The 24,426-nt window shown below is 58.1% G+C and carries 19 protein-coding genes; 16 read left to right on the forward strand and 3 right to left on the reverse strand.

Translation table 11 applies throughout. The features are described 5' to 3' along the window. Positions 1 to 17: 17 nt before the first annotated feature. A complete protein-coding gene (gene ppc, locus M6F29_RS00425; RefSeq protein ID WP_298156475.1) occupies positions 18 to 2,780 on the forward strand; it encodes a phosphoenolpyruvate carboxylase in 2,763 nt (920 codons plus the stop codon). Next, positions 2,773 to 3,828, forward strand: a complete 1,056-nt coding sequence (locus M6F29_RS00430; protein WP_298156477.1) for a D-alanine--D-alanine ligase family protein — start codon at positions 2,773 to 2,775, stop codon at positions 3,826 to 3,828. The genes ppc and M6F29_RS00430 overlap by 8 nt, the downstream gene beginning before the upstream one ends. Here the strand turns inward: M6F29_RS00430 and gshB are convergent. Beyond that, complete coding sequence (gene gshB, locus M6F29_RS00435) at positions 3,771 to 4,712, reverse strand: glutathione synthase (RefSeq protein WP_298156479.1); 942 nt, start codon at positions 4,710 to 4,712, stop codon at positions 3,771 to 3,773. The two genes, M6F29_RS00430 and gshB, sit on opposite strands and share 58 nt — an antisense overlap. Before the next feature lie 22 nt (positions 4,713 to 4,734). Next, a complete protein-coding gene (gene gshA / locus M6F29_RS00440; RefSeq protein WP_298156482.1) occupies positions 4,735 to 6,018 on the reverse strand; it encodes a glutamate--cysteine ligase in 1,284 nt (427 codons plus the stop codon). A gap of 215 nt (positions 6,019 to 6,233) precedes the next feature. On the opposite strand from gshA, the gene M6F29_RS00445 reads away from it, so the two are divergent. From M6F29_RS00445 to M6F29_RS00480, 8 genes are all read left to right on the forward strand, one after another. Beyond that, positions 6,234 to 6,692, forward strand: a complete 459-nt coding sequence (locus tag M6F29_RS00445) for an SUF system Fe-S cluster assembly regulator (RefSeq protein ID WP_297477670.1) — start codon at positions 6,234 to 6,236, stop codon at positions 6,690 to 6,692. A 2-nt stretch (positions 6,693 to 6,694) separates the two neighbouring features. After that, on the forward strand, positions 6,695 to 8,143 hold the full coding sequence (sufB, locus tag M6F29_RS00450; RefSeq protein WP_298156485.1) for a Fe-S cluster assembly protein SufB: 1,449 nt from the start codon (positions 6,695 to 6,697) through the stop codon (positions 8,141 to 8,143). A 54-nt stretch (positions 8,144 to 8,197) separates the two neighbouring features. After that, complete coding sequence (gene sufC / locus M6F29_RS00455; RefSeq protein ID WP_297477672.1) at positions 8,198 to 8,965, forward strand: Fe-S cluster assembly ATPase SufC; 768 nt, start codon at positions 8,198 to 8,200, stop codon at positions 8,963 to 8,965. After that, positions 8,962 to 10,257 carry a Fe-S cluster assembly protein SufD gene (gene sufD, locus M6F29_RS00460; RefSeq protein WP_298156488.1) on the forward strand — a complete coding sequence of 432 codons (1,296 nt, stop codon included), beginning with the start codon at positions 8,962 to 8,964 and terminating at the stop codon, positions 10,255 to 10,257. Before sufC ends, sufD begins: the two co-directional genes overlap by 4 nt. Next, a complete protein-coding gene (locus tag M6F29_RS00465) occupies positions 10,244 to 11,470 on the forward strand; it encodes a SufS family cysteine desulfurase (protein ID WP_521401682.1) in 1,227 nt (408 codons plus the stop codon). The genes sufD and M6F29_RS00465 overlap by 14 nt, the downstream gene beginning before the upstream one ends. Positions 11,471 to 11,479: 9 nt before the next feature. Next, positions 11,480 to 11,920 (forward strand): Fe-S cluster assembly sulfur transfer protein SufU, encoded by a 441-nt coding sequence (gene sufU / locus M6F29_RS00470; RefSeq protein WP_297477678.1) that lies wholly within the window; start codon positions 11,480 to 11,482, stop codon positions 11,918 to 11,920. A 159-nt stretch (positions 11,921 to 12,079) separates the two neighbouring features. Next, complete coding sequence (locus M6F29_RS00475) at positions 12,080 to 12,436, forward strand: DUF59 domain-containing protein (RefSeq protein WP_366525908.1); 357 nt, start codon at positions 12,080 to 12,082, stop codon at positions 12,434 to 12,436. A gap of 125 nt (positions 12,437 to 12,561) precedes the next feature. Next, the gene (locus tag M6F29_RS00480) at positions 12,562 to 14,085 is read left to right on the forward strand and encodes a YifB family Mg chelatase-like AAA ATPase (RefSeq protein WP_298156494.1); all 1,524 of its coding nucleotides are present in this window, start codon (positions 12,562 to 12,564) and stop codon (positions 14,083 to 14,085) included. A gap of 34 nt (positions 14,086 to 14,119) precedes the next feature. Here M6F29_RS00480 and M6F29_RS00485 read toward each other — a convergent pair whose 3' ends face one another. Beyond that, positions 14,120 to 14,359: an accessory factor UbiK family protein gene (locus tag M6F29_RS00485; protein WP_298156496.1), complete on the reverse strand. Its 240-nt coding sequence runs from the start codon at positions 14,357 to 14,359 to the stop codon at positions 14,120 to 14,122. 349 nt (positions 14,360 to 14,708) lie between these two features. On the opposite strand from M6F29_RS00485, the gene M6F29_RS00490 reads away from it, so the two are divergent. The 6 genes from M6F29_RS00490 (at position 14,709) to mpl (ending at position 24,423) form a co-directional block, all read left to right on the forward strand. Next, positions 14,709 to 15,974 carry an outer membrane beta-barrel protein gene (locus M6F29_RS00490; RefSeq protein ID WP_298156498.1) on the forward strand — a complete coding sequence of 422 codons (1,266 nt, stop codon included), beginning with the start codon at positions 14,709 to 14,711 and terminating at the stop codon, positions 15,972 to 15,974. A gap of 30 nt (positions 15,975 to 16,004) precedes the next feature. Beyond that, the gene (gene glnK / locus M6F29_RS00495; RefSeq protein WP_031599015.1) at positions 16,005 to 16,343 is read left to right on the forward strand and encodes a P-II family nitrogen regulator; all 339 of its coding nucleotides are present in this window, start codon (positions 16,005 to 16,007) and stop codon (positions 16,341 to 16,343) included. Positions 16,344 to 16,354: 11 nt separating this feature from the next. Then, on the forward strand, positions 16,355 to 17,788 hold the full coding sequence (locus M6F29_RS00500; RefSeq protein WP_298156501.1) for an ammonium transporter: 1,434 nt from the start codon (positions 16,355 to 16,357) through the stop codon (positions 17,786 to 17,788). Positions 17,789 to 17,964: 176 nt separating this feature from the next. Then, positions 17,965 to 19,242: an outer membrane beta-barrel protein gene (locus tag M6F29_RS00505; RefSeq protein ID WP_298156504.1), complete on the forward strand. Its 1,278-nt coding sequence runs from the start codon at positions 17,965 to 17,967 to the stop codon at positions 19,240 to 19,242. Positions 19,243 to 19,320: 78 nt separating this feature from the next. After that, positions 19,321 to 23,022 carry a methionine synthase gene (metH, locus tag M6F29_RS00510; RefSeq protein WP_298156507.1) on the forward strand — a complete coding sequence of 1,234 codons (3,702 nt, stop codon included), beginning with the start codon at positions 19,321 to 19,323 and terminating at the stop codon, positions 23,020 to 23,022. Positions 23,023 to 23,037: 15 nt separating this feature from the next. After that, complete coding sequence (gene mpl, locus M6F29_RS00515) at positions 23,038 to 24,423, forward strand: UDP-N-acetylmuramate:L-alanyl-gamma-D-glutamyl-meso-diaminopimelate ligase (RefSeq protein WP_298156509.1); 1,386 nt, start codon at positions 23,038 to 23,040, stop codon at positions 24,421 to 24,423. Positions 24,424 to 24,426 lie beyond the last annotated feature (3 nt).

A 24,426-nucleotide genomic window follows, 5' to 3' on the forward strand; every position in this document is an offset into this window, starting at 1 on the left:
CTGAACGGAGGTCGGACATGACTTCTTCCGCCAGTTTGGACAAGGACTTGCCCTTGCGCGACGATATTCGCTTCCTGGGCAGGATCCTGGGCGATACCCTGCGCGACCAGGAAGGCGAAGTCATTTTTCAGTTGATTGAGGGGATACGCCAGACGGCCATCCGCTATCGCCGTACCGGAGACGACCGGGCACGGGTCCAACTGGAACATGGTCTGGACGGGTTGAGCCCGGAGGACACCATTGCGGTGGTGCGCGCGTTCAGTTATTTCTCCCATCTATGCAACATTGCGGAAGACCTGCACCATAACCGGCGCCGCATGGTCTACTCCCAGGCTGGCGCTCCGCCTCGCGAGGGCAGCATTGCGCTGGCTTTGCAACGACTGAAGCAGGCCAAGGTGGATGCGAGTACGGTGAGAAGGTTTTTTGAGCGTGCCATCATTTCCCCTGTTCTGACTGCACACCCCACGGAAGTACAGCGCAAGAGCGTGCTCGATTGCCATCTGCTGATCGCCAACCGGCTGGAAGAGCGGACCCGCATCGCGCTGACTCCTGAAGAAAAGGAAGCCAACGATGCCGCCCTGCGCCGGGCGGTCTTGACCTTGTGGCAAACCAACGAATTGCGCACCTTCAAGTTGCGGGTCCATGATGAAATCGAGAATGGACTGTCCTATTACCGCTATACCTTCCTGCGCGAAGTGCCGCGTCTCGAGTCCCAGGTAGCCGCTGCCCTGGAAAAGGATCCGGAATACGCCAGCATCGCCCGGGACTTTCCTTCCTTTTTGCGGATGGGCAGTTGGATTGGAGGGGATCGCGATGGAAATCCCTTCGTGACCGCAGAAGTCACCCAACATGCCATGTGTCGTCACAGCGCCGTGGCCATGGAGTTTTATCTGACCCAGTTGATGACCCTGCGCGGCGAGTTGTCTCTTTCCTTTCGTCTGGTGCAGGTGTCGCCGGAGGTCATGGCATTGGCCGAGCGTTCGCCGGAACGTACCGACAGCCGTCTCGAAGAACCCTATCGGCGTGCGCTTACGCATATCCATGCACGCCTGTTCCAGACAGCCTTGCGTCTGGGGTGTTTCAGTCAGAACGAAGAGGTGGATGAGGCAGATCCCTACGAATCTGTTGAAGAATTTTCTGCGGATCTGGAACTGTTGAGAGTTTCTCTGATCGGCCACGGTTCTGGCCTGCTGGCCGATGGACGCTTGAGTTTGCTGATTCGCGCCATTTCGTCCTTCGGGTTTCATCTGGCTCCCCTGGATTTGCGTCAGCACTCCGAGTTTCATGCCCGCACGGTGGCAGAATTGCTCACGCAGGGCGGCCTGGGCGTGGACTATCTTGCGCTGAGTGAATCCGAACGGAGGGACATCCTGGTGCGCGAGTTGGAAAGCCCACGTCTGTTACGTTCCCACGTTTCCCGGTTTAGCGAAGCGGTGCAGCGCGAACTGGACGTTTTTGACGTGACTCGCGAAATTCATCGTTCGCTCGGTCCGCAGGCCCTGCCCAACTACATCATCTCCAAGACCGACAGCGTCAGCGATCTGCTCGAGGTGGCCCTGATTCTCAAGGAAGCGGGTCTGTTGCTGCCCGGAGAGAACCCTCAACTGGCCATGAACATCATTCCGCTGTTTGAAACCATTTCCGATTTGCGTGGTTGCGGCGAGATCATGGAGCAATTGTTTTCCCTGCCGGTCTACCAGAAGTTGCTGGACAGTCGTCAGCGTACCCAGGAGGTCATGCTGGGATACTCCGACAGCAACAAGGATGGCGGATTCTTGACGTCCAACTGGGAACTCTACAAGGCAGAAAAGATCCTGGTGGAGATTTTTTCCCGGCACGGGATCGAGTTGCGTTTGTTCCATGGACGGGGCGGCTCGGTGGGACGCGGCGGCGGCCCAAGTTATTATGCGATTCTGGCGCAACCCGCGGGCAGTGTGAATGCCCAGATCCGTCTGACGGAACAAGGGGAAGTCATTGCCAGCAAATATTCCGATCCCGGCATTGGGCGACGCAATCTCGAAACCCTGGTGGCCGCCACGCTGGAAGCCACCTTGCTGGATCGGGACCGCGATCTGCAGGGACGGGAACAGTTCTATACGCTGATGGAGGAATTGTCGGTCTATGCCCTTGAACGCTATCGTGCTTTGGTCTATGAGACACCAGGGTTCGAAAGTTTTTTCCGGGAGGCGACCCCCGTCAGCGAAATTGCTGAACTGAATATCGGGAGCCGTCCGGCAGCGCGTCGCAAGACCCAGAAAATCGAGGATTTACGGGCTATTCCCTGGGTGTTCAGCTGGGCCCAGTCGCGCATGATCCTACCGGGCTGGTATGGATTTGGCAGCGCGGTGGCGCGGTTTTGTGCAGTGCATGCCGAGGGGTGGGCGTACCTGCGTCGCATGCACCGTACCTGGCCTTTCCTGCAGGCCCTGCTTTCCAACATGGATATGGTGCTGGCCAAGACCGACCTGGTCATCGCCCAGCGCTATGCCCGTCTGGTCAGTGACGAAGCACTGCGCGAGGCCGTTTTCCACGAAATTCGCACCGAATTTGAATTGACGACCCATGCCCTGCGTGAAATCACCGGACAGAAAGAACTTCTGGAATCGAATCCGACGCTGGCCCGGAGTATCCGCGAACGGCGCCCCTACATGGATCCGCTCAACCATCTTCAGGTAGATCTGCTGCGTTCTTTCCGTGCGGGAGATGAAGGGGAAGCCGTGAAACGGGCCATTTACCTGACCATCAATGGGGTGGCGGCCGGGTTGCGTAACAGTGGTTGAGTCATCCGTAGCAGGCGATTCCCTCGCCATTGCCGTGCTGACCGGGGGCGTGAGTGCCGAACGCGACATTGCCATCGCCAGCGCCGTGCAGGTGGTGGCGGCATTGCGGCGCAGGGGTCAGCGGGTCCGGGTGGTGGACACGGCCCGGGGTTGGCTGACGCCGGCACAGGAAAAGGATTTGTTTGCCCAACAGGTGGGGATTCGTCATTCCGGGGAGCGTGTACTGTCGCGCGGAATTCCGTCCTGGTTGACACTGCCGGAGGATTTTTTTCCGGACCTGTGGTTTCTGGCGCTGCACGGGGGCGCAGGAGAAGATGGGCGGATCCAGGGGTTGCTGGAAATGACCGGCATTCCTTATACCGGCAGTGGCGTGTTGGGAAGTGCTCTGGCCATGGACAAGGATGTAAGCAAGCGCTTGCTTCGGGCGGCCGGGGTTCCTACCCCGGACTGGTTGATGGCCCCGGTGGAAAGTGGGGAGGTCGAAAGGGTGCTGGGATGGCCCGTCGTGGTCAAACCCAGCAAGCAGGGTTCGACGGTGGGCCTGTCGGTGGTGCACGCGCCGGAAGAGTTGCCCCGGGCGTTGGCCCTGGCTTTTCAGCATGATGACGAAGTCATGGTGGAACGTTTCATTCCGGGACGGGAACTGACCGGCCCGGTGTTGGGCGGTCAGGCATTGACGGTGGGGGAAATCGTCCTGCAGAAGGGAAATATTTTTGACTACGAGGCCAAGTACCAGCCGGGAGGTGCGCGGGAAGTTTTCCCCGCCGAACTCTCGTCTGCCCAGACGGCCGAGGTTCAACGTCTGTCCCTTCTGGCCCACTGCACCCTCAAGTTACAGGGGTATAGCCGGTCAGACTTCCGTCTCGATGCGGAGGGGCGGTTATGGTGTCTGGAAGTCAATACCCTGCCGGGTCTGACCGCGATGAGCCTGGTTCCTCAGGCGGCAGCGGCACAGGGCATTTCTTTCGACGGACTGGTGGATCAAATCTGTCAGCAGGCGCTTTCCAGAGCCTCGACGACCCGCAATGCTCCGTCAAAGCCGGTTTGATCCCGAATTTCGCGGAAGCAGGTGGGGCTGGTGAGATTGATTTCGGTCAGGTGGGTGCCGATGATGTCGAGCCCTGCCAGTAATACGCCGGCCTTGCGCAGAAATGGTCCGACTTCTTCGGCAATGCGCTGATCCGAGGAATCGAGTGGCCGGGCCACCCCTCGCCCCCCTGCCGCCAGATTACCCCGGGTTTCTCCCTGGGCGGGCAGACGGGCGAGACAGTAGGGCAAGGGTTCCCCTTGCACCATCAGGACGCGCTTGTCCCCTTCCCGAATGGCGGGAAGAAACTGTTGGGCCATGATGGTACGCGTTTCATTGCGAGTCAGGGTTTCCAGAATGACTGCAATGTTGGGGTCCTGCGCGGTCACGCGAAAGATTTCCCGTCCGCCCATGCCGTCCAGGGGTTTCAGGATGATGTCCCGGTGGCGTTCCAGGAAGATGCGAAAAGCCTTCTGGGTGCGGGCTACCAGGGTGGGGGGGCAAAGATGGGGAAACAGGGCCGTGGCCAACTTTTCGTTGTAATCGCGCAGGGCCCGAGGTCGGTTGAAAACCCGTGCGCCCTGCCCTTCTGCCACGTCCAGAAGATGCGTGGCAAAAAGGTATTCGGAATCCACCGGGGGGTCCTTGCGCATCAGCACCGCTGAAAAATCGCACAGTTTTCGGAAAGAGGCCGCGCTGCGTCGCGGGATCGGAATTCCCTGTGCAGGCGTATCGTCGAGGGGAAGGGTCCAGCCCTGAACCCAACCTTGATCGAGTTGCAGTCCGGCGGGTTCGATGGCAAAAAGGCGATGTCCCCGTTGGGCGGCGGCACGCATGATTTCAATGGTCGAATCCTTTTCAGGATTGAGTTGGTCCAGAGGGTCGATGAGAAAAGCCAGATCCATGGGGCAAGGTCCGTGCGTGAAGTCAGGAGGAGAAGCGGGGCGCCATCATTTCCAGTTCGCGCGCTGCAGCCAGCAGGGCCAGACGGGCGACTACTCCATAGGTATAGAAACGATTATGCGGGGCGTCCGGTTGGTGGGTACAGTCTGCGGACATGGCCGGGGTCTGGAAGGCCAGGGGAACGAAATGGGCTCCGGGTGCATTGAGATTCTCGTCGTTCCCTCGTCCGGTGTGAACCCGATAAAAGCCTCCCACCACGAAATGGTCGATCATGTAGACCACAGGCTCTGCCACGGCGTCCTCAACGGTTTCGAAGGTGGGTACCCCCTCCTGCAGCAACACCTCATGGACCTCCTGTCCTTCCTTGATGACAGCCATTTTATTGCGTTGGCGACGATTGAGTTGATCCAGTTCCCTGGGGTCCTTGATGGTCATGATGCCCATCCCGTAGGTTCCCGCATCGGCCTTGAGAATCACAAAAGGGTTTTCCTCGATGTCATATTCCCGGTATTTCTGACGAATTTTCTGGAGCAGGTCGGCAACCCGGGACTGGACTTCCTCCAGGCCGGTGCCTTGCGAGAAATCCACGCCGGAATGATGGTCGAAATAAGGGTCGATGAACCACGGATCGATTTGAATCAGGCGACAGAATTCTTCAGCGACCTGGCGATAGGCCGTAAAGTGAAGGGATTTGCGGCGCGTGCTCCAGCCGGCCCAGGGAGGGGGGACGATGGTTTGCGAAAGGTTTTTCAGCAGATCGGGAACACCGCCGGACAGATCATTGTTGAGCAGGATGGCGCAGGGGTCAAAGTTCTCCAGAACCAGGCGGTTGCCTCGGCGTTGAACAGGTTCCAGCAGCAGGGTCCCGCCCTGGGGTAGAGGCACCTCGGTGGGTTGGGCGAGATCGGGCAATAAACTGCCGATGCGCACGGTGAACCCAGCGCGCTGAAGGATGGACTTCAGGGATGAGATATTTTGCAGGTAATGGGAATTGCGCGTGTGATTTTCCGGAATGAGCAGGAACTGTCGGGTATCCGGACAGATTTTCTCCACTGCGCTCATGGCGGCCTGGACGCACAGGGCATCAAACGCCTTGTTCAGGTTGTTGAAACCGGCCGGGAACAGATTGGTGTCCACCGGTGCCAGTTTATACCCGGCGTTGCGCAGGTCCACGGAGGCGTAAAAGGGGGCGGAGTGTTCCTGCCATTGGTGCCTGAACCAATGTTCGATGCGGGGCATTGCGTCAAGAATCTGTTTTTCCAGGGTCAGCAGGGGACCCGTGAGGGCAGTTGTCAGATGGGGCACCATGGGCTCATTCCTAAGGTTTAGCCGACCCATTCTATCAGTGCGCCCGAGATGGTGCAGCAGAACGGTTGCAGGGAAGGGAGGACCTCCGGGGCGGAAACACCGAGAAAATTGCTCGGGAATCAAGGGGAAAGTTCCACGGTTGCGCGGGGTTATAAAGAGTACTATAATGGTACCCTATCCCGGGGGAATTCCTTCGGTGGAGGGTGAACAGCGGTATGATTCGCATCGGAAAACTGACAGACTACGGCATCCTCATTCTGACCCATATGGCGCAGGACGAGGCGCGCCTGTTCACGGCTCAGGAGGTTTCCCTGGCCGTGGGCGTGCCCTTGCCCACCACCACCAAATTGCTCAAAACCCTGGTGCATGGCAATCTGCTTGATTCCCAGCGCGGAACCAAGGGCGGTTATCTGTTGGCACGTCGCCCCGACCAGATCTCCATGGTGGATGTGGTGACCGCCCTGGAAGGGCCGGTGGGGTTGACCGACTGCGGAACCGCCCAGCATCCGGGCGATTGTCGGCGTTCCACTTCCTGCGCCATCAAGACCAACTGGCAGCGCATCAACCAGGCCGTGCATGACGCACTGGCGCAAGTGACTCTGGCGGAAATGCGTCTGCCCGCCGTTCACCCCATTCATCTACCGGCCTCTAGAGCCAATCTACAGCGAGTCTGATCATGAACTCCATTCCCAATACCTTGGAAGACCTGATTTCACAGGAGTACCGACACGGGTTCGAAACCGACATCGAAGCGGACGAGATTCCCAAGGGGTTGTCCGAGGACACGGTACGCTTGATTTCGGCGCGCAAGAACGAACCGGAGTTTCTTTTGGAGTGGCGCCTCGAGGCCTATCGTCGCTGGCTCAAAATGACACCGCCGACCTGGGCCAGTGTTCATTATCCGCCCATCGACTATCAGGACATCATCTACTACTCTGCACCCAAGTCACAGAAGGACGGACCCAAAAGTCTGGACGAAGTAGACCCTGAATTGCTCAAGACCTATGAAAAACTGGGAATTCCCTTGCACGAGCGGGCCATATTGGCAGGGGTGGCTGTGGATGCGGTGTTCGACAGTGTTTCCGTGGCGACTACCTTCAAGGACAAGTTGGCGGAAGTCGGCATCATTTTCTGTTCTTTTTCCGAAGCGGTGCAGCACCATCCCGAATTGGTGAAGCAGTATCTGGGCACGGTGGTCCCGGTACAGGACAACTTTTATGCGGCCTTGAATTCAGCCGTGTTCAGCGATGGTTCCTTCGTCTATATCCCGCCGGGCGTGCGTTGTCCCATGGAATTATCCACCTACTTCCGCATCAACGCAAAAAACACCGGACAGTTCGAACGTACCCTGATCATTGCAGATCGGGGTGCCTCGGTGAGTTACCTGGAGGGCTGTACGGCCCCCATGCGCGATGAAAACCAGTTGCATGCCGCCGTGGTGGAACTGGTGGCGCTGGAAGATGCCAAAATCAAGTACTCCACGGTACAGAACTGGTACCCGGGAGACAAGGAAGGGCGGGGCGGGATCTACAACTTTGTCACCAAGCGCGGCGATTGCCGGGGTGCGCGCGCCCACATCTCCTGGACACAGGTGGAAACCGGATCGGCCATTACCTGGAAATACCCCAGCGTGATTTTGCGTGGAGAGGACTCCGTGGGCGAGTTCTATTCTGTGGCCCTGACCAATCATCGCCAACAGGCGGATACGGGGACCAAAATGATCCATATCGGCAGGAATACCCGCAGCACCATCGTGTCCAAGGGGATTTCCGCGGGATTTGGACAACAGGCCTACCGCGGATTGGTTCGCATGGCCCGTTCGGCTACGGGAGCGCGTAACCATACGCAGTGCGATTCCCTGCTTCTGGGAGATCGTTGCCAAGCCCACACCTTTCCCTATATCGAAGTCAGAAACAATACGGCAACGGTGGAGCACGAGGCCTCCACTTCGCGGATCAGTGAGGATCAACTGTTTTTTTGCCGGCAGCGCGGCCTGTCGGCAGAGGATTCCGTGTCCATGATCGTCAATGGGTTTTGCAAGGAAGTCTTCAAGGAACTGCCCATGGAGTTCGCGGTGGAGGCACAGAAATTGCTCGGAGTCAGCCTCGAGGGCAGCGTGGGCTGAGACTTGCTCCAGGACACGGGTCAAATTCAATCATTTCGGAACGATGGAAACGCTATGTTAAGTATCAGGAATCTACAGGCATCGGTCGGCGACAAGCCAATTTTGAAGGGAATCAACCTGGACGTGAAGGCGGGTGAAGTGCATGCCATCATGGGACCGAACGGTTCAGGGAAAAGCACCCTGTCCAATGTGCTGGCGGGACGGGAAAATGCCACTGTCACGGGGGGCAGTGTGACCTATCAGGGCAAGGATTTGCTGGCACTGGCGGTGGAAGAGCGGGCACGGGAAGGCGTTTTTCTGGCTTTTCAGTATCCCGTGGAAATTCCCGGGGTGGGCAATGTCTATCTGCTCAAGGCTGCGCTCAATGCCCAGCGCAAGCATCGCGGGTTGCCTGAATTGGACGCCATGGATTTTCTGGCCCTGGTCAAGGACAAGATGAAGTTGATGGAGATGAACGAGTCGATGCTTTATCGCGCCGTCAATGAAGGTTTTTCCGGTGGCGAGAAAAAACGCAACGAAATTCTTCAGATGGTGGTACTGGAACCCTGTTTGGCCATTCTCGACGAAACCGATTCGGGTTTGGATATCGATGCCCTGAAAGTCGTGTCCCATGGGGTCAACAGTTTGCGCAGTCCTGATCGCGCCATGATTCTGGTGACTCACTACCAGCGCCTGCTGGATTACATCAAACCGGATTTCGTGCACGTACTGTCCGACGGACGCATCCAGCGTTCCGGCGGTCCTGAATTGGCCCTGGAACTGGAACGGGAAGGTTACGCCTGGGTCGGGGATGCAGGAAACGAGGGAGCGGTGACCCCATGAATCCGTTTCTCACCCAATGCCGTGCCAGTTTTGAGGCGCAAGCGACTCTGGAGGGGGCTGTCGGTCGGGAACGGCGTCAGGCGGAGTGGACCAGATTCGAAGCGCTGGGGTGGCCGACGACCCGCCTCGAAGACTGGAAATATACCGCCTTGTCGGGATTGGAGAAACTGTCCCTGCATTCCGCAGCCGAATCCCGGGAAGCGGGGAAGGATGGACCACCAGAGCTGACGCTGGAGGAGGTGCCCGCACCCCGTCTGGTTTTTGTGGATGGTCTGTTTCAGCCGGCCCTATCCATGCTTGAAGGGCTTCCAGAGGGTGTTCATCTGCGTTTCTGGTCCGAACTGGATGCGCTGGCGCGGGAACGGTTTGCGCAAAAGATGGTGCCTGCCCGTGCCCTGACCGCATTTGGCGCGCTCAACGGTGCCCTTGTTGCGGAGGGAATCTGGATTACGGTGGATGCAGGGTGTGCGCTGGAGATTCCGCTGCATCTGGTGAAAGTGAGCCAGACGGGACAACGCATGAGCCACGGGGCACTGTTGCTCGAAATGGGGGAAGACAGCGAGTTGGTCCTGCAGGAACACTGTGTGGGGAACACCGATCAACCGACGCACAGCAATTGGGTAACGGCTGTCGAACTGGCACCTCGGGCGCGTTTGACTCTGGTGAAGGTGCAAAAAGAAGGCATCCTGTCTTACCATACGGCTGCGCTGCATGCGCTGCAGCGCGCCGGGAGCCGCCTGCAGGTTTTCTCCTTTGCCTTGTCTGGCGCGCTGGGACGCAATGACATTACCCTGCGCCTGATCGAGCCCCACGCCGAGTGTGTTCTCAAAGGCGTGTATCGGGTGGCGGACCGTGCCCTGCAGGATTTTCACACCAGCATCGAACATGATTCCCCGCACTGTACCAGCGACGAGTGTTTCAAGGGCGTACTGGATGGCACGGGCAAGGCCGTGTTCAACGGGCGGGTCCGGGTGGCACTGGATGCCCAGAAAACAGCCTCACGCCAGTCAAACCACAACTTGTTGCTGTCAGACAAGGCCGAAGTCAATACCAAACCTCAACTGGAAATACTTGCAGATGACGTGCAGTGCAGCCACGGCACCACGGTGGGACAACTGGACGAGGAGCAGTGGTTCTATCTGCGTACGCGCGGGATTGCCGCAGATTTGGCCCGCACCCTGTTGATTCAGGCCTTTACCCTGGAAATTGCCGAAGCCATTCCTCACGCCGGCGTGCGTGCAGCGGTCCGGCGCTTGCTGGGTGGCACGGTTGAGGAGAATGGTCATGTTTGACCCCTATCTCTGGCGTCGTCAATTTCCCATTCTGGAGCGTAAAGTCCACAGGAAACCCTTGGTCTACCTGGATAATGCCGCCACGACTCAAAAGCCGCTCGCCGTGCTGGATGCGGAACGGTATTATTTTGAACACTTCAATGCCAATATCCACCGCGGTGTGCATGCGCTCAGCCAGGAAGCCAGCGAGGCCTTTGAAGGTGCCCGCGAGAAAATTCGCGCGTTTCTGGGGGCTGCGCACGTCGAAGAGATCATTTTCACCCGTGGTGCAACGGAGGCCATCAATCTGGTGGCTCAGACGTGGGGCCGCACCCATCTCGAGGCTGGCGACGAGATCCTGATCAGTGCGATGGAGCACCATGCCAACATCGTGCCCTGGCAAATGCTGTGTGAAATGACGGGTGCTCGGCTCAAGGTGATCCCCATGGATGAGCGCGGGGTCTTGTTGATGGATCGGGTGGATCAGTTGCTCACGGCGCGTACCCGCCTGGTGGGTATTACCCTGGTATCCAATGCGCTGGGGACCGTGAATCCTGTGGCCGAGATCATTCGCAAGGCACACGCAGCAGGCGCCAGGGTGCTGGTGGACGGGGCTCAGGCAGTGGCCCACGTGGCGGTGGACGTGGCGGCCCTGGGGTGTGATTTCTTTGTTTTTTCCGGGCATAAGTTATATGGTCCCACGGGGATCGGCGTCCTGTATGGAAAAAAGGAACTGCTCACGGCGATGCCCCCCTATCAGGGCGGAGGAGACATGATCTTGCAGGTCACCTTCGAGAAAACCACTTACAACCAGATTCCCTACAAGTTTGAGGCAGGGACGCCGCATATTTCCGGCGCCATCGGACTGGGGGCAGCCATCGACTTTGTTCAGTCCGTGGGGCTTGAGAACATTGCGGCCCATGAAGACTGGTTGCTTCAGGAGGCGACCGAGCGCGCCCGCCGGGTCAACGGCCTGCGTATCATCGGAACGGCGCCGGGCAAGGCCAGCATCCTGTCTTTCGTGCTGGAAGGCATTCATCCCCATGACATTGGAACCATCCTGGACAGCGAAGGGGTGGCCATCCGCAGCGGCCATCATTGCGCCATGCCGGTGATGGACTTTTTCAGCCTGCCTGCCACGGCACGGGCGTCCTTTGCCTTGTATAACACGCTCGAGGAGGTCGAGAGTCTGTTCCGGGCGATCGAGCGGGTGCAAAAACTATTCCTGGGTTGAGAGGGTCTCATGAGTGATTTGCGTGATCTGTATCAGGAAGTGATCTTTGATCATAACCGCCATCCCCGTAATTTTGGTCCGTTACCGGGCGCCAATCGTCATGCCGATGGCTTTAATGCATTGTGCGGGGATAAGTTGTCCCTCAATCTGAAAGTCGAGGACGGCATCATCCAGGAAGCCCGTTTCGAGGGCTCCGGTTGTGCCATTTCCACGGCTTCGGCCTCGCTCATGACCGAGGCCCTCAAGGGGCGCCGTGAAACCGAGGTGGCAGAACTCTTCGAAGGCTTTCATCACATGGTCAAGGGGGAGCCTTATACCGTGGAGATGGGCAAGTTGGCCGTTCTGGCGGGGGTGAGCGAATTTCCGGCGCGCGTGAAATGTGCCACTCTGGCTTGGCATACCCTGAATGCAGCGTTGCATCAGGCCGATCAACCGGTTTCAACGGAGTAGATCATGTCAGCGATGGAATGGTTAAATCAGGAAGAGCCTCAGCCCCAACCCCCAGCGGCCAAGGAGTCCACGAGGCGTTATATCTCCGTGGGACGTCAACCCTCTCCCGAACCGCCCACTGTTCCCGTGGAAGAGGCCATTGCGGCGGGTTTTCCGGGAATGGAGGCCAGTGACGTACCCAAACCTGCACCGGCTCCCGAATTTTCCAGGGACGAGTTGGAGGAAATGGTCATTGCGGCCTTGCGGACCGTTTTCGATCCCGAAATTCCCGTCAATATCTACGATTTGGGGTTGATTTACGGTTTGACCATCGATCCCCAGCGGGCGCATGTGGATGTTCGAATGACCTTGACTGCGCCGGGCTGCCCCGTGGCTCAAACCTTTCCGGGGGAAGTGGAACAACGGATGGTGGAAGTACCGGGGATCGATTCGGCCCACGTGGAATTGGTCTGGGACCCTCCCTGGACACGGGAACGGATGAGTGAGTCCGTGCTGCTGACGCTGGGCATGCTCTGAGCGGACCGAACTATTCCCGGTAGGCCATTGATCCAGGAAAAATAGGCAGATCGCCTCGCGCTTTTTGAAAGAGAGATGCGTGCCATCGTGGGGCATCATGATCCTTTCCAGGGAGCGATCGGATCATGGCTTTTACCTGTGTCTACAGCCGGGCTTTGTGGGGCGCAGAAACCCCGCTGGTAAGGGTGGAGGTCCACCTGTCCGGCGGGTTGCCTCAGTTTAATCTGGTGGGTTTGCCCGAGGCAGAGGTACGCGAGAGTCGGGATCGTGTGCGTGCCGCCTTGAACCACTGCGGTTTCGGCTTTCCTCTCCAGCGGGTGACGGTCAACTTGGCTCCCGCCGAACTTCCCAAGCACTCCAGCCGTTACGATCTGCCCATTGCCATAGGGATTCTGGCCGCTTCCCATCATTTACCCCATGCCCTGCTTGAAAATTGGGAGTTTGCCGGAGAGTTGGGATTGAATGGCGGCCTGTGCGCCATTCATGGGGCCTTACCCATGGCGGTGGCCGTCGCGCAGGCGGGACACTGGTTGATGGTGGCGCGAGCTTCGGCACCCGAGGCGGTGCATGGTCATCCTGACGGGGTATATGGGGCTACCCATCTGCGCGAAGCCTGGGATCATCTGACCGGATGTTCCTTATTGCCCCCTGCCCACCTGGAGTCACAGGAAACACGTGAGGTCATGCCGGATATCGATCTGGCTCAGATTCGTGGACAGGCACAGGCGAAAAGGGTACTGGAAATTGCTGCGGGAGGACGTCACCATCTGTTGTTGGTGGGGCCTCCGGGGGTCGGGAAGTCCCTGTTGGCACGTTGTCTTCCGGGCATTTGTACGCCCATGACAGAAACGGAGGCATTGGCTCTGGCCGCCATTCGAGCCGCACATCGTGAAACTGTCGATCCCATTCTCTGGCGCATCCGCCCTTTCCGCCACCCACATCATTCCGTGACAACGGCTGCCTTGATGGGGGGGGGACAGGGGACACACCTCCATCCTGGAGAGGTTTCCCTGGCTCATGGAGGAACACTGCACCTGGATGAGTTGGGCGAGTTTCCGACTCATTTGCTGGATATGTTGCGCGAACCCCTCGAGTCTGGTCAGGTTGCGGTATCCCGAGCAGCGCATAAGGTCATTTATCCCGCGCGCTTTCAACTGGTGGGCGCCATGAATCCTTGTCCCTGTGGCTATCGTGGTCATCCTGCGGGGCGGTGCCGGTGTACCCAGCCTCAACTGGAACGCTACACGCGTCGCCTGTCCGGCCCCTTTCTCGACCGAATCGACCTGCAGTGGGAATTACCCTCGCTCACGGCGGAAGAACTGATGGCGGAATCCCAGGGAGAATCCAGCAAAATAGTACGCCAGCGTGTCATTTCGGCTCAGGAACGTCAGCAGGAACGTCAGGGCATGACCAATGAAAGTTTGGGGAGTGATGCCCTGCATCGCGTTGCTCCCTTATCCGCCCAGGCCAGGAAATTATTGTTGCGTGCCGCCGATCACTACGAACTCAGTGTGCGGGCCGTGCATCGTGTGTGGCGCGTGGCCCGCACCATTGCAGATCTGGGTACGGAGGAGAGCGTATCTGAAAGCGCCATTGCCGAGGCATTGCATTACCGGACCGGTTTCAGAAAATTGGATTCCTCAACCTGAGCCGAAGCATCCGCGACATGTCTCTCAATAGCGACTACTTTTCCTGCTGCGCTTCCCAGGTGGCCACTTTGGCTTCCAACTCGTTCAATTTTTCCCGGGTGCGCGCCAGTATCTGGGTCTGACGGTCAAATTCTTCACGCGTCACCAAATCTGCTTTTGCCAGGAGGCTGCTCAGCAGGGCGCGGGTATTCTTCTCCACATCGGCGACGGGCGTCCTCGCAACCAGTTCGGAGATTTTCCTGGTGAATTCGTCGATCAATGTATGGGGGTCCATGGGTATATTCCTGCAGGATGGGTGTGAGAGCATTCTATCCAATTTTTGTTCATGGGTTTTTGTCGTTTTCCATTTCTGTTTGGGGATGCTCCAAACTGGAACGCTTCGGGTCAGGGATGCACTTGTTTGGTGCATTGATCGGTCGTTCTGGCGGTCATATGCCCTATAAAAATGAAATTCTTGGGGAATTCGTGGTTGGCACGATCTGTGCTTAATGTGATGCGAGTTGTTGGAAAGGATTGATCAGGATTTCATGCGTTGGTTCGTTTTTTTGATGAATTCTTTGTATCGATATTCTTATGATGAGCACCCTAATGTCACTGATCCAAACCCCTAAGGAGAAAACCTCATGAAAGCCCCCCTGCCCTTCCCCCTCAAAGTGACCTCCTGTCTTTTGATGATGGGGATGATGACGGCTGCCAATGCAAAGGAAGATGAAACCAACGCAGAGCCGGAAATGACCATTGCCAAGTTGTTCAAGGCCTCCAGCATCGATGTCTCCGGTTATCTGGATGCCGGGTACATCGGCCACAACCAGATGCCTGATCCCAACGTTCAGGTATTTGATACCGCCAAAAATTCCTTCAGTCTCAACCAGGCCTCCATCACCATGTCTCAAACCCCCAAGCAGGGCATGGGCTGGCTGGTGGATCTGATCGCCGGGAGCAACGCGGGTTACCTGTGTTCCTACGGCGCCTGCTCCGGGAACAATCTCAACCCCTACAATTCCACCATGGGGTCGGGGGGGAACTTTGATCCCACCCAGGCGTATATGCAATATGCCACCGGTCCCTGGACCCTGATCGGCGGGAAGTTCAATTCCATGTCGGGCGTTGAAGTCCCCAACAGTGTGGCGGATACCAACATTACCCGTTCCATCCTCTATGGCCACAGCCCCTTTACCCATACGGGGGTACGCGCCGTGAACGCGCTGACGGATGCGACCACCGTGACCATGGGGGTCAACAACGGGTGGGATCAAGTGACGGGCATGACCTCTTCGAAGACTGCGGAATTTGCCATCAACGAAGCCTTTACCAAGGATACTTCGCTGTTGTTCGATGTATACAGCGGGGCTGAAACGGTGCCCACCTCCCTCGACTGGGCGGGGATCATTCCGGCGGGAACCATTACCAACATGTATACGGCCAATGCCGGGACTCCTTTTTCCGGAATCAGAAGCGGCAATCGCACCTTGCTGGATATGGTTTTCACGTCTAATCTGACGCAGTCCCTGACGTTCATTCTCAATGCAGATCATTCCAGTCAGCAGAATGTGGTGATCGGCGCCACCAACAATCAGGTGGGGACAGAGGTTTACTGGGGGCTAGCAGCCTATCTGAATTATCAGATCAACGAACAATACCGGGTATCATTCCGGGCGGAACAATTGAAGGATGAGTCCGGGGTTGCCGTGGCGGCCCCAGGAACACTGCCGGGTCCCGATACGGTGCGGGAAGCGACCCTGACTCTGGGGTATGCGCCGGTCAAAGACTTTGAACTGCGGGCCGAACTGCGGGGAGACCGTGCGAGCCAGGGCATCTTTGCTTCGTCCAATGGAACACTGTACCAGAGCATGGTGACCTATGGGTTGCAGGGCATTTACAAGTTTTAACCAATCGAAAATTCAAAATGAGGAGAGATCATGAAACTCGTGACTGCAATCATCAAACCTTTCAAGTTGGATGAGGTGCGGGAAGCCCTGAGTGCCATTGGCGTACAGGGGATCACCGTTACCGAAGTGAAAGGGTTTGGACGGCAAAAGGGACATACCGAGTTGTATCGGGGCGCTGAATACGTGGTAGATTTTCTGCCCAAGGTCAAGCTGGAAGCGGCCATCAAGACCGAGTTACTGGAGCAGGTCATCGAGGCCATCGAAAAGTCGGCTACCACGGGCAAGATCGGCGATGGAAAGATCTTTGTATACGATTTGGAACATGTGGTGCGAATCCGGACCGGTGAAACCGGCTCGGACGCCCTGTGAGGAGAATGAACATGAATGCACGATGGAAAACATTGAAAGCAGCCGCTCTGGCGCTGTCCCTGAGTTTGGGGACTGTGACCGTAATGGCCGATGACATGGCAACTCCGCCAACCCCCGCGCCAGCAGTTTCGGCTCCCGCTGCTCCCGCCGCCGCTGATGCTACCCCGGCACCCGCAGCGCCGGCTGCTGCGGCCCCGGCAGCGCCCACGGCCCCCTTTCTGGTGGGGTTTGACAAAATCGATTCCGGGGCTACGGCCTGGATGCTGACGTCCACGGCATTGGTCCTGTTCATGACCATTCCGGGTCTGGCTCTGTTTTATGGTGGGATGGTTCGCAAAAAGAACGTGCTGGCCACCCTGATGCAGAGTTTTGCCATCTGTGCCCTGGTGACGGTGTTGTGGGTCGTGGCAGGCTACAGTCTGGCCTTCATGCCTGGAACGCCCTGGCTCGGGGGCATGGGGCGCTTCCTGCTGGATGGCATGCTGTATCAGAATGAGGCCAAGAAGGTGATGGTGCACCATGCTGCCACATCTATTCCGGAATCGGTCTACATGATGTTCCAGATGACTTTTGCCATCATTACGCCTGCATTGATTGCCGGGGCCTTTGCCGAACGCATGAAGTTCTCTGCCATGATGGTGTTCATCACACTTTGGTCGTTGCTGGTGTATTCCCCGATCGCGCATTGGGTCTGGGAGCCGGGAGGCTGGCTGGCGGGCAAAGGCGTGTTGGACTTTGCCGGGGGCACGGTGGTGCACATCAATGCCGGGGTCGCGGGTCTGGCGGCAGCGTTGGTATTGGGCAAACGGGTGGGCTATGGCAAGGAACCCATGGCACCCCATAATCTGGTACTGACGCTGGTGGGTGCCTCCATGTTGTGGGTGGGCTGGTTCGGTTTCAACGCCGGTTCTGCGGTGGCGGCCGATGGTCGTGCCGGGATGGCCATGGTGGTGACTCAGGTCGCTACAGCGGTGGCGGCTCTGTCCTGGATGTTTGCCGAATGGCTGACCAAGGGCAAACCCAGCGTTCTGGGTATTGCTTCCGGGGCTGTGGCCGGGTTGGTGGCCATTACGCCAGCCTCCGGTTTCGTGGCCACGGGCGGAGCCATCGCCATCGGACTGGCGGCAGGCGTGATCTGTTTCTGGGCCGCCACCAGTTTGAAACATATGCTGGGTTACGATGATTCCCTGGATGCCTTCGGCGTGCATGGCATCGGCGGGATCGTGGGAGCCTTGCTGACCGGGGTCTTCAATGTCAAGGAAATCAGTGCCATGGATGGCAGCCTGGCGACCCAGGCTTTGGGTGTCGGCGTGACGGTGGTCTACGGATTCGTGGTCTCCTTCGTTCTGCTCAAGGTCATCGACATGGTCATGGGGTTGCGTGTCAGTGAAGAAGAAGAACGTGAAGGACTGGATCTGGTCCTGCATGGCGAACGTATCGAATAGCCTTTCCTCTCTCCGTCAGGGAATTGGGGCACCTCCGGGTGCCTCTTTTTTTATGACCAAACTGTTGCAATTTGTATCTTGATGTGCGTCAATACTTTCCCAACGCAGAAGGGGGAGGAAAAGGTTTTTACCCGTTTTAGCGTGATTTTTACAAAAAAATATGACGAGGAAAAACCATGACATTCATCAGCAAGAATCCGCGAAGTTATTTCAGTCTGTTTGCCGCCGTCCTGTACCTGGGGGCAGGTACCCTGGCCCAGGCCAAGGAGGAAGAATCGGATGCGGAACCTGAAGTGAGTTTGGGCAAGTTGTTCAAGAAAGCCAATATCGAAGTGAAAGGTTACCTGGACATGGGCTACATGGCGCACTCGCAAACGCCGGATCCCAGCGTGCAGGTGTTTGATACCACCAAGAATTCCTTTGCCCTGAATCAGGCATCGGTCACGATTTCCAAGTTGCCGACCCAGGGGATTGGCGGGTTGGTCAATCTGACGGCGGGCTCCAATGCCGGGGTCATTTGTTCCTATGGGGCCTGTTCCGGAAATAATCTCAACCCAAACAACACCACCGCAGGCAGTGGGGGGTTTTTCGACCTGACCCAGGCGTTCATGCAGTATGCCAAGAACGCCTGGACGGTGATGGGTGGGAAATATACCACCCTGGCCGGGGTGGAATACATTGACAGCGGTGCGGATACCAACATCACCCGTTCCATCCTCTTTGGCAAGATTCCCTTTACGCATACGGGGGTGCGTGCCATCAACAATGTGACCGAAGCCACGACCCTGACCATGGGGGTGAATAACGGCTGGGACCAGGTGACGGGGATGACGGCTTCCAAGACGGTGGAACTGGCATTGAACGAGGCCTTCACCAAGGACACGTCTCTGCTCTTCGACGTTTATAGTGGAGATGAAACAGTGCTGGCTCCTGCCACGGCGGGGGTCAATGCCAACAACATGTTCACCACCAATACCTTTACGGCGTACGGTGGGGCCAATGCTCGGGCGGGGAATCGCACCTTGCTGGACATGGTCTTCACCACCAATCTGACCCAGTCCCTGACCTTCATCCTGAATGCGGACCACGCGTCTCAACAGAATGAAATCATCGGACTCAATCAGGTGGGGACGGAAACCTATTGGGGGGTGGCCGGGTACCTGAACTATCAGATCAATGAGCAGTATCGGGTCTCCTTCCGGGCTGAGGAAGTGCGGGACAATTCGGGCGCTGCTCTGGCGACGGGCATCGATACGGGCGGCTATGGCGTGCTGGTCGGACCGAATACGGTGCGCGAAGCGACGCTGACCCTGGGGTATGCCCCCGTCAAGTCGTTTGAGTTGCGCGGCGAAATTCGGGAGGATCGTGCCGACAAGGGATTGTTTGCGGAATCCAACGGAATTCTCTCACAATCCATGACCACCTACGGTCTGCAAGGCATCTACAAGTTCTAGGGAACTCGCTGGGTGGCTTCGGGGCACCCCTCGGGGTGCCTTTTTGTCGCCTTGACGGGCATGGTAGACTGTGCGTCTATGAAAGATACGACCGCACAACTCCACACTTTGCTTTCTCAACGCATTCTGATGCTGGATGGGGCCATGGGCACCATGATCCAGCGACATCGTCTGAGCGAAGAAGATTACCGGGGGACACGTTTCAAGGATTTTCCTCATGATCTGAAGGGAAACAACGATCTTCTGGTTCTGACCCAGCCGCACATCATTCAGGGGATTCATCAGGCCTATCTGGATGCTGGCGCGGATATCCTCGAGACCAACACCTTCAACGCCAATGCCATCTCCCTGGCAGACTACCATATGGCGGACCTGGTGACTGAAATCAATCTCGAGGCCGCCCGGATGGCGAAGAGATTGGCTGATGAGGCCACTTGCCGCAATCCGGCCAAACCCCGTTTCGTGGCGGGGGTACTGGGGCCGACCACCCGTACGGCGTCCATTTCGCCGGATGTGAATGATCCGGGTTACCGCAATGTAGACTTCGATACGCTGAACATCGCCTATGGGGAAGCCATCGAAGCACTGGTGGCGGGAGGCGTGGACATCTTGTTGGTGGAGACGGTGTTCGATACCCTCAATGCCAAGGCGGCCCTTTTTGCCATTGAATCCTTTTTTGAACGCACGGGACGACGTTTGCCCGTGATGATTTCCGGGACCATTACCGACCAGAGCGGGCGCACCCTGACCGGGCAGACCACGGAAGCCTTCTGGAATTCGCTGTCTCATGTCCGACCTCTTTCCATCGGTCTGAATTGTGCTCTGGGGGCCGCGCTCATGCGCCCCTATATCGAGGAATTGGCGCGGGTGGCAAACACCTATGTGAGTGCCCACCCCAACGCGGGGTTGCCCAATCCCTTGGCTGAATCGGGGTACGATGAGGGTCCTGCGGAAACAGCGGCTCTGCTCAGGGAGTTTGCCGAATCGGGCTTCATCAATATCGTGGGAGGCTGTTGCGGGACGACCCCTGCCCATATCCAGGCAATTGCCGAAGCGGTCCGGGAGATTCCTCCGCGCCAGATCCCCGATGTTCCACGGGAAACACGCTTGTCCGGACTGGAGCCCTTCAATATCGGGGAGGACAGCCTCTTCGTGAACGTCGGGGAGCGCACCAACGTGACGGGATCCCGCGCCTTTGCACGTCAGATCCTGGCCGGGAAGTTCACCGAGGCCCTGGGGGTGGCGCGTGCTCAGGTGGAAAGCGGTGCCCAGATCATCGATATCAACATGGACGAAGCCATGCTCGATGCGCCGGCGGCCATGCAGCGCTTCCTCCATCTGGTGGCTTCCGAACCGGACATTGCCAGGGTTCCGGTGATGATCGATTCTTCCGACTGGCGTGTGATCGAAGCCGGGCTGAAATGTGTGCAGGGCAAGTCCATCGTCAACTCCATCAGCCTCAAGGAAGGGGAGGCGGAGTTTCTGCACCGTGCCACCCTGGTGCGGCGTTATGGCGCGGCAGCCATCGTGATGGCCTTCGATGAACAGGGGCAGGCGGATACCCAGGCACGTAAAGTGGAGATCTGCACGCGCTCCTACCGTTTGTTGACCGAAAAACTGGATTTCCCCCCCGAAGATATCCTGTTTGATCCCAATATTTTTGCCGTCGCCACGGGAATCGAGGAACATGACAACTACGCGGTGGACTTCATCGAGGCCACGCGCCAGATTCGGGATACCCTGCCTTACGCCAAGGTCAGTGGCGGCGTTTCCAATGTGAGTTTCTCCTTTCGCGGCAACGAAACAGTGCGGGAAGCCATTCATACGGCTTTTCTGTACCACGCGGTGCAGGCCGGAATGTCCATGGGGATCGTCAATGCGGGACAGTTGGGGGTTTATGCCGAGATTGAGCCGAACCTGCTGACGCATGTGGAAGACGTCATCCTCAACCGGCGCCCCGATGCCGGTGAACGTTTGGTGGCTTTTGCCACCCAGGTCAAGGATGCCGGACTCAAGACTGTCCAGGAAGACCTGGCCTGGCGTCAGGCACCCGTGCACGAACGTCTGACCCATGCGCTGGTCAAGGGCATCAATACCTACATCGTGGAGGATACGGAGGAAGCGCGCCAAGTGGCTGAACGTCCGATCCATGTGATCGAAGGTCCTCTGATGGACGGCATGAATGTGGTGGGCGACCTGTTTGGGGCAGGCAAGATGTTCCTGCCCCAGGTGGTGAAATCGGCGCGGGTGATGAAACAGGCCGTGGCCCATCTGATTCCCTTCATCGAAGCGGAGAAAAGTGCCGGTTCCCAGGCCAAGGGGCGCATCCTGCTGGCCACGGTCAAGGGGGATGTGCATGACATCGGAAAGAACATCGTGGCCGTGGTCTTGCAGTGCAACAACTTTGAAGTCATCAACATGGGTGTGATGGTGCCTTGCGAGCGCATTTTGGAAACAGCGCGCACGGAAAGAGCGGACATCATTGGTCTGTCCGGGTTGATTACCCCTTCGTTGGAGGAGATGGCGCATGTGGCCCGCGAGATGCAGCGTACCGGATTCACCCTTCCCTTGCTGATTGGCGGTGCCACCACGTCGCGCGTCCACACGGCGGTCAAGATCGAACCCCATTACCAGGGGGTGACGGTGTATGTGCCCGATGCTTCGCGCGCAGTGGGAGTCTGCACCCAACTCATCAGTGAAGGATTGAAGGAAACGTACATCCGGGAGATCAAGGCAGACATGGCGCGGATTCGAACCCAGCATGAAGCCAAAAAAGGGACCGGTCCCCTTCTCTCCCTGGCACAGGCACGGCAACGCGGACAGAAGTTCGACTGGGTGGCCGCCGCCCCTCCCCGCCCGACCTTCCTGGGGGTACGCGAGTTGCGCGATTACCCTCTGGATGCGTTGGTTCCCTACATCGATTGGACCCCTTTTTTCCAAACCTGGGAGTTGAGCGGGCGTTATCCGGCCATCCTGGAAGATTCCGTGGTGGGAGAAACGGCTCGTCAACTCTTTGCCGATGCCCAGGAACTATTGGCGCAACTCCTCGGGCAAAAACTTCTGACGGCCCACGGAGTGGTGGGGTTTTTTCCGGCGGCTGCCGCAGACAACGGGGACGACCTGCTCATCTATACGGATGACTCGCGCACGGCAGTGCGCACCGTTCTGCACCATCTTCGTCAACAGAACGAGAAGCCGTCGGATCGGCACAATCAGTGTTTGACGGATTTTGTGGCACCCGCCTCGACGGGCGTGGCGGATTACATCGGCGCTTTTGCGGTCACTGCCGGACAGGGGATCGAGGAACGTCTGGCTGAATATGAAGCGGCGCATGACGACTACAATGCCATTCTTCTCAAGGCATTGGCGGATCGTCTGGCGGAAGCCTTTGCCGAAGCGCTGCATGCGCGGGTCCGACGTGAATGGTGGGGGTACGCCGCAGGCGAGAACCTGACCCATGACGCGTTGATTGCCGAGCGCTATCGCGGTATTCGCCCCGCGCCGGGTTACCCGGCCTGCCCCGACCATACGGAAAAAGCCATCCTTTTCGATCTTCTGCAGGTTACCGAGCGCACCGGGATCTGTTTGACGGAGAGTTATGCCATGTTGCCCACGGCGGCCGTGAGCGGGTTTTATTTCTCTCATCCGGACAGCGTCTACTTTGCGGTGGGCAAGATCGGGCGTGATCAGGTGGAGGACTACGCCCGGCGCAAGGGTTGGACATTGGAACAGGCGGAATACTGGCTGGCCCCCCAACTGGCTTATACGCCAGCCCGTTGAGTGGAGGGCGCCGACATGCATATCCATATTCTCGGTATTTGTGGCACTTTCATGGGCGGGGTGGCCGTGCTGGCCAAGGCTGCAGGGCATCGGGTCACGGGGTGCGACGCCCAGGTTTACCCGCCCATGAGTACCCAGTTGCACGCTCAGGGGATCGGGTTGAGTGAAGGTTTCGGGACGGAACAACTCGCCTTGGAACCGGATCTGTTTGTGGTTGGGAATGTGGTGACGCGCGGCAATCCGCTCATGGAGGCCATTCTGGATCAGGGGCTTCCCTACGTTTCCGGGCCGGAATGGCTGGCACAGCAGGTGCTCGATTCCTGCCGGGTCATCGCCGTGGCGGGTACCCATGGCAAGACCACCACCACGGCACTGGTGACCTGGTTGCTGGAGAAGGCGGACTTGCATCCGGGGTTTTTGATCGGCGGGGTGCCGGGCAACTTTGAAGCATCGGCGCGTTTGCCCCGGCACTGGAGGTCGGGTCGGGTGGCGCGGGCAGAGCGTCCCTGGTTCGTGATCGAAGCGGACGAGTATGACACGGCTTTTTTCGACAAACGGTCCAAGTTTGTCCATTATCGTCCCGAGGTTCTGTTGCTGAACAATCTGGAATATGACCATGCGGACATTTTTCCGGATCTTGCGTCGATCGTGACGCAGTTCCATCATCTGGTGCGGACCGTGCCGAGTTCGGGGATGATCGTGGTGAATGCGCAGGATGGGGCATTGGCACAGGTGCTCGAGCGGGGGTGCTGGACCCCCACGGTATCCTTTGGTTCAAAGGGAGACTGGTCCCTGGATTCCTGCGATCCCCTGGGTCAATTGACGATCCGGGAAGGTACGCGGGTGCGCGCGCGGACGACTCATTGGCCACTGTTGGGTGAACACAACCGGATGAATGCCCTGGGGGCCTTGCTGGCCGCAAGGCAGGCCGGAGTTCCTCTGGAGGAAGGGGTCCTTGCCCTCGAACGATTCGAGGGCGTGAAGCGTCGCCTCGAAATCAAGGGGGTGGTGAATGGCGTAACCGTCTATGATGACTTTGCCCACCATCCTACGGCCATCGCTACCACGCTGCAGGGGTTGCACCAGCGCCTGGGGTCGACCGGGGGACGTATCCTGGCCCTCATCGAGCCACGTTCCAATACCATGAAGATGGGGGTATGGTCGGATCGACTGGCCGAGAGCCTGAGCCTGGCAGATCGGGTCTATGGCTATGACCACCACCTGGGCTGGGATTTGCCCACGGCTCTTCGGCCCCTGGGCACGCGTGCCCAGGTTTTCACGCATCTGCCTGCTCTGGTGGCGGCAGTGGTTGCGGAAGCGAACACGGGGGATGCCATCGTGACGATGAGTAATGGCGCTTTTGGGGGGGTTCATGACCTCCTGTTACGGGCATTGGCATAAGGG

Source organism: Ferrovum sp. (genome assembly GCF_027317285.1).
Taxonomy (GTDB): Bacteria; Pseudomonadota; Gammaproteobacteria; order Burkholderiales; family Ferrovaceae; genus Ferrovum.

Excerpts from the sequence above, each read along its gene's own strand:
- ppc (WP_298156475.1), top strand. The coding sequence starts at position 18 with ATGACTTCTTCCGCCAGTTTGGACAAGGACTTGCCCTTGCGCGACGAT.
- gshB (WP_298156479.1), bottom strand. The coding sequence starts at position 4,712 with ATGGATCTGGCTTTTCTCATCGACCCTCTGGACCAACTCAATCCTGAA.
- gshA (WP_298156482.1), bottom strand. The coding sequence starts at position 6,018 with ATGGTGCCCCATCTGACAACTGCCCTCACGGGTCCCCTGCTGACCCTG.
- M6F29_RS00445 (WP_297477670.1), top strand. The coding sequence starts at position 6,234 with ATGATTCGCATCGGAAAACTGACAGACTACGGCATCCTCATTCTGACC.
- sufB (WP_298156485.1), top strand. The coding sequence starts at position 6,695 with ATGAACTCCATTCCCAATACCTTGGAAGACCTGATTTCACAGGAGTAC.
- sufC (WP_297477672.1), top strand. The coding sequence starts at position 8,198 with ATGTTAAGTATCAGGAATCTACAGGCATCGGTCGGCGACAAGCCAATT.
- sufD (WP_298156488.1), top strand. The coding sequence starts at position 8,962 with ATGAATCCGTTTCTCACCCAATGCCGTGCCAGTTTTGAGGCGCAAGCG.
- M6F29_RS00465 (WP_521401682.1), top strand. The coding sequence starts at position 10,244 with ATGGTCATGTTTGACCCCTATCTCTGGCGTCGTCAATTTCCCATTCTG.
- sufU (WP_297477678.1), top strand. The coding sequence starts at position 11,480 with ATGAGTGATTTGCGTGATCTGTATCAGGAAGTGATCTTTGATCATAAC.
- M6F29_RS00475 (WP_366525908.1), top strand. The coding sequence starts at position 12,080 with ATGGAGGCCAGTGACGTACCCAAACCTGCACCGGCTCCCGAATTTTCC.
- M6F29_RS00480 (WP_298156494.1), top strand. The coding sequence starts at position 12,562 with ATGGCTTTTACCTGTGTCTACAGCCGGGCTTTGTGGGGCGCAGAAACC.
- M6F29_RS00485 (WP_298156496.1), bottom strand. The coding sequence starts at position 14,359 with ATGGACCCCCATACATTGATCGACGAATTCACCAGGAAAATCTCCGAA.
- M6F29_RS00490 (WP_298156498.1), top strand. The coding sequence starts at position 14,709 with ATGAAAGCCCCCCTGCCCTTCCCCCTCAAAGTGACCTCCTGTCTTTTG.
- glnK (WP_031599015.1), top strand. The coding sequence starts at position 16,005 with ATGAAACTCGTGACTGCAATCATCAAACCTTTCAAGTTGGATGAGGTG.
- M6F29_RS00500 (WP_298156501.1), top strand. The coding sequence starts at position 16,355 with ATGAATGCACGATGGAAAACATTGAAAGCAGCCGCTCTGGCGCTGTCC.
- M6F29_RS00505 (WP_298156504.1), top strand. The coding sequence starts at position 17,965 with ATGACATTCATCAGCAAGAATCCGCGAAGTTATTTCAGTCTGTTTGCC.
- metH (WP_298156507.1), top strand. The coding sequence starts at position 19,321 with ATGAAAGATACGACCGCACAACTCCACACTTTGCTTTCTCAACGCATT.
- mpl (WP_298156509.1), top strand. The coding sequence starts at position 23,038 with ATGCATATCCATATTCTCGGTATTTGTGGCACTTTCATGGGCGGGGTG.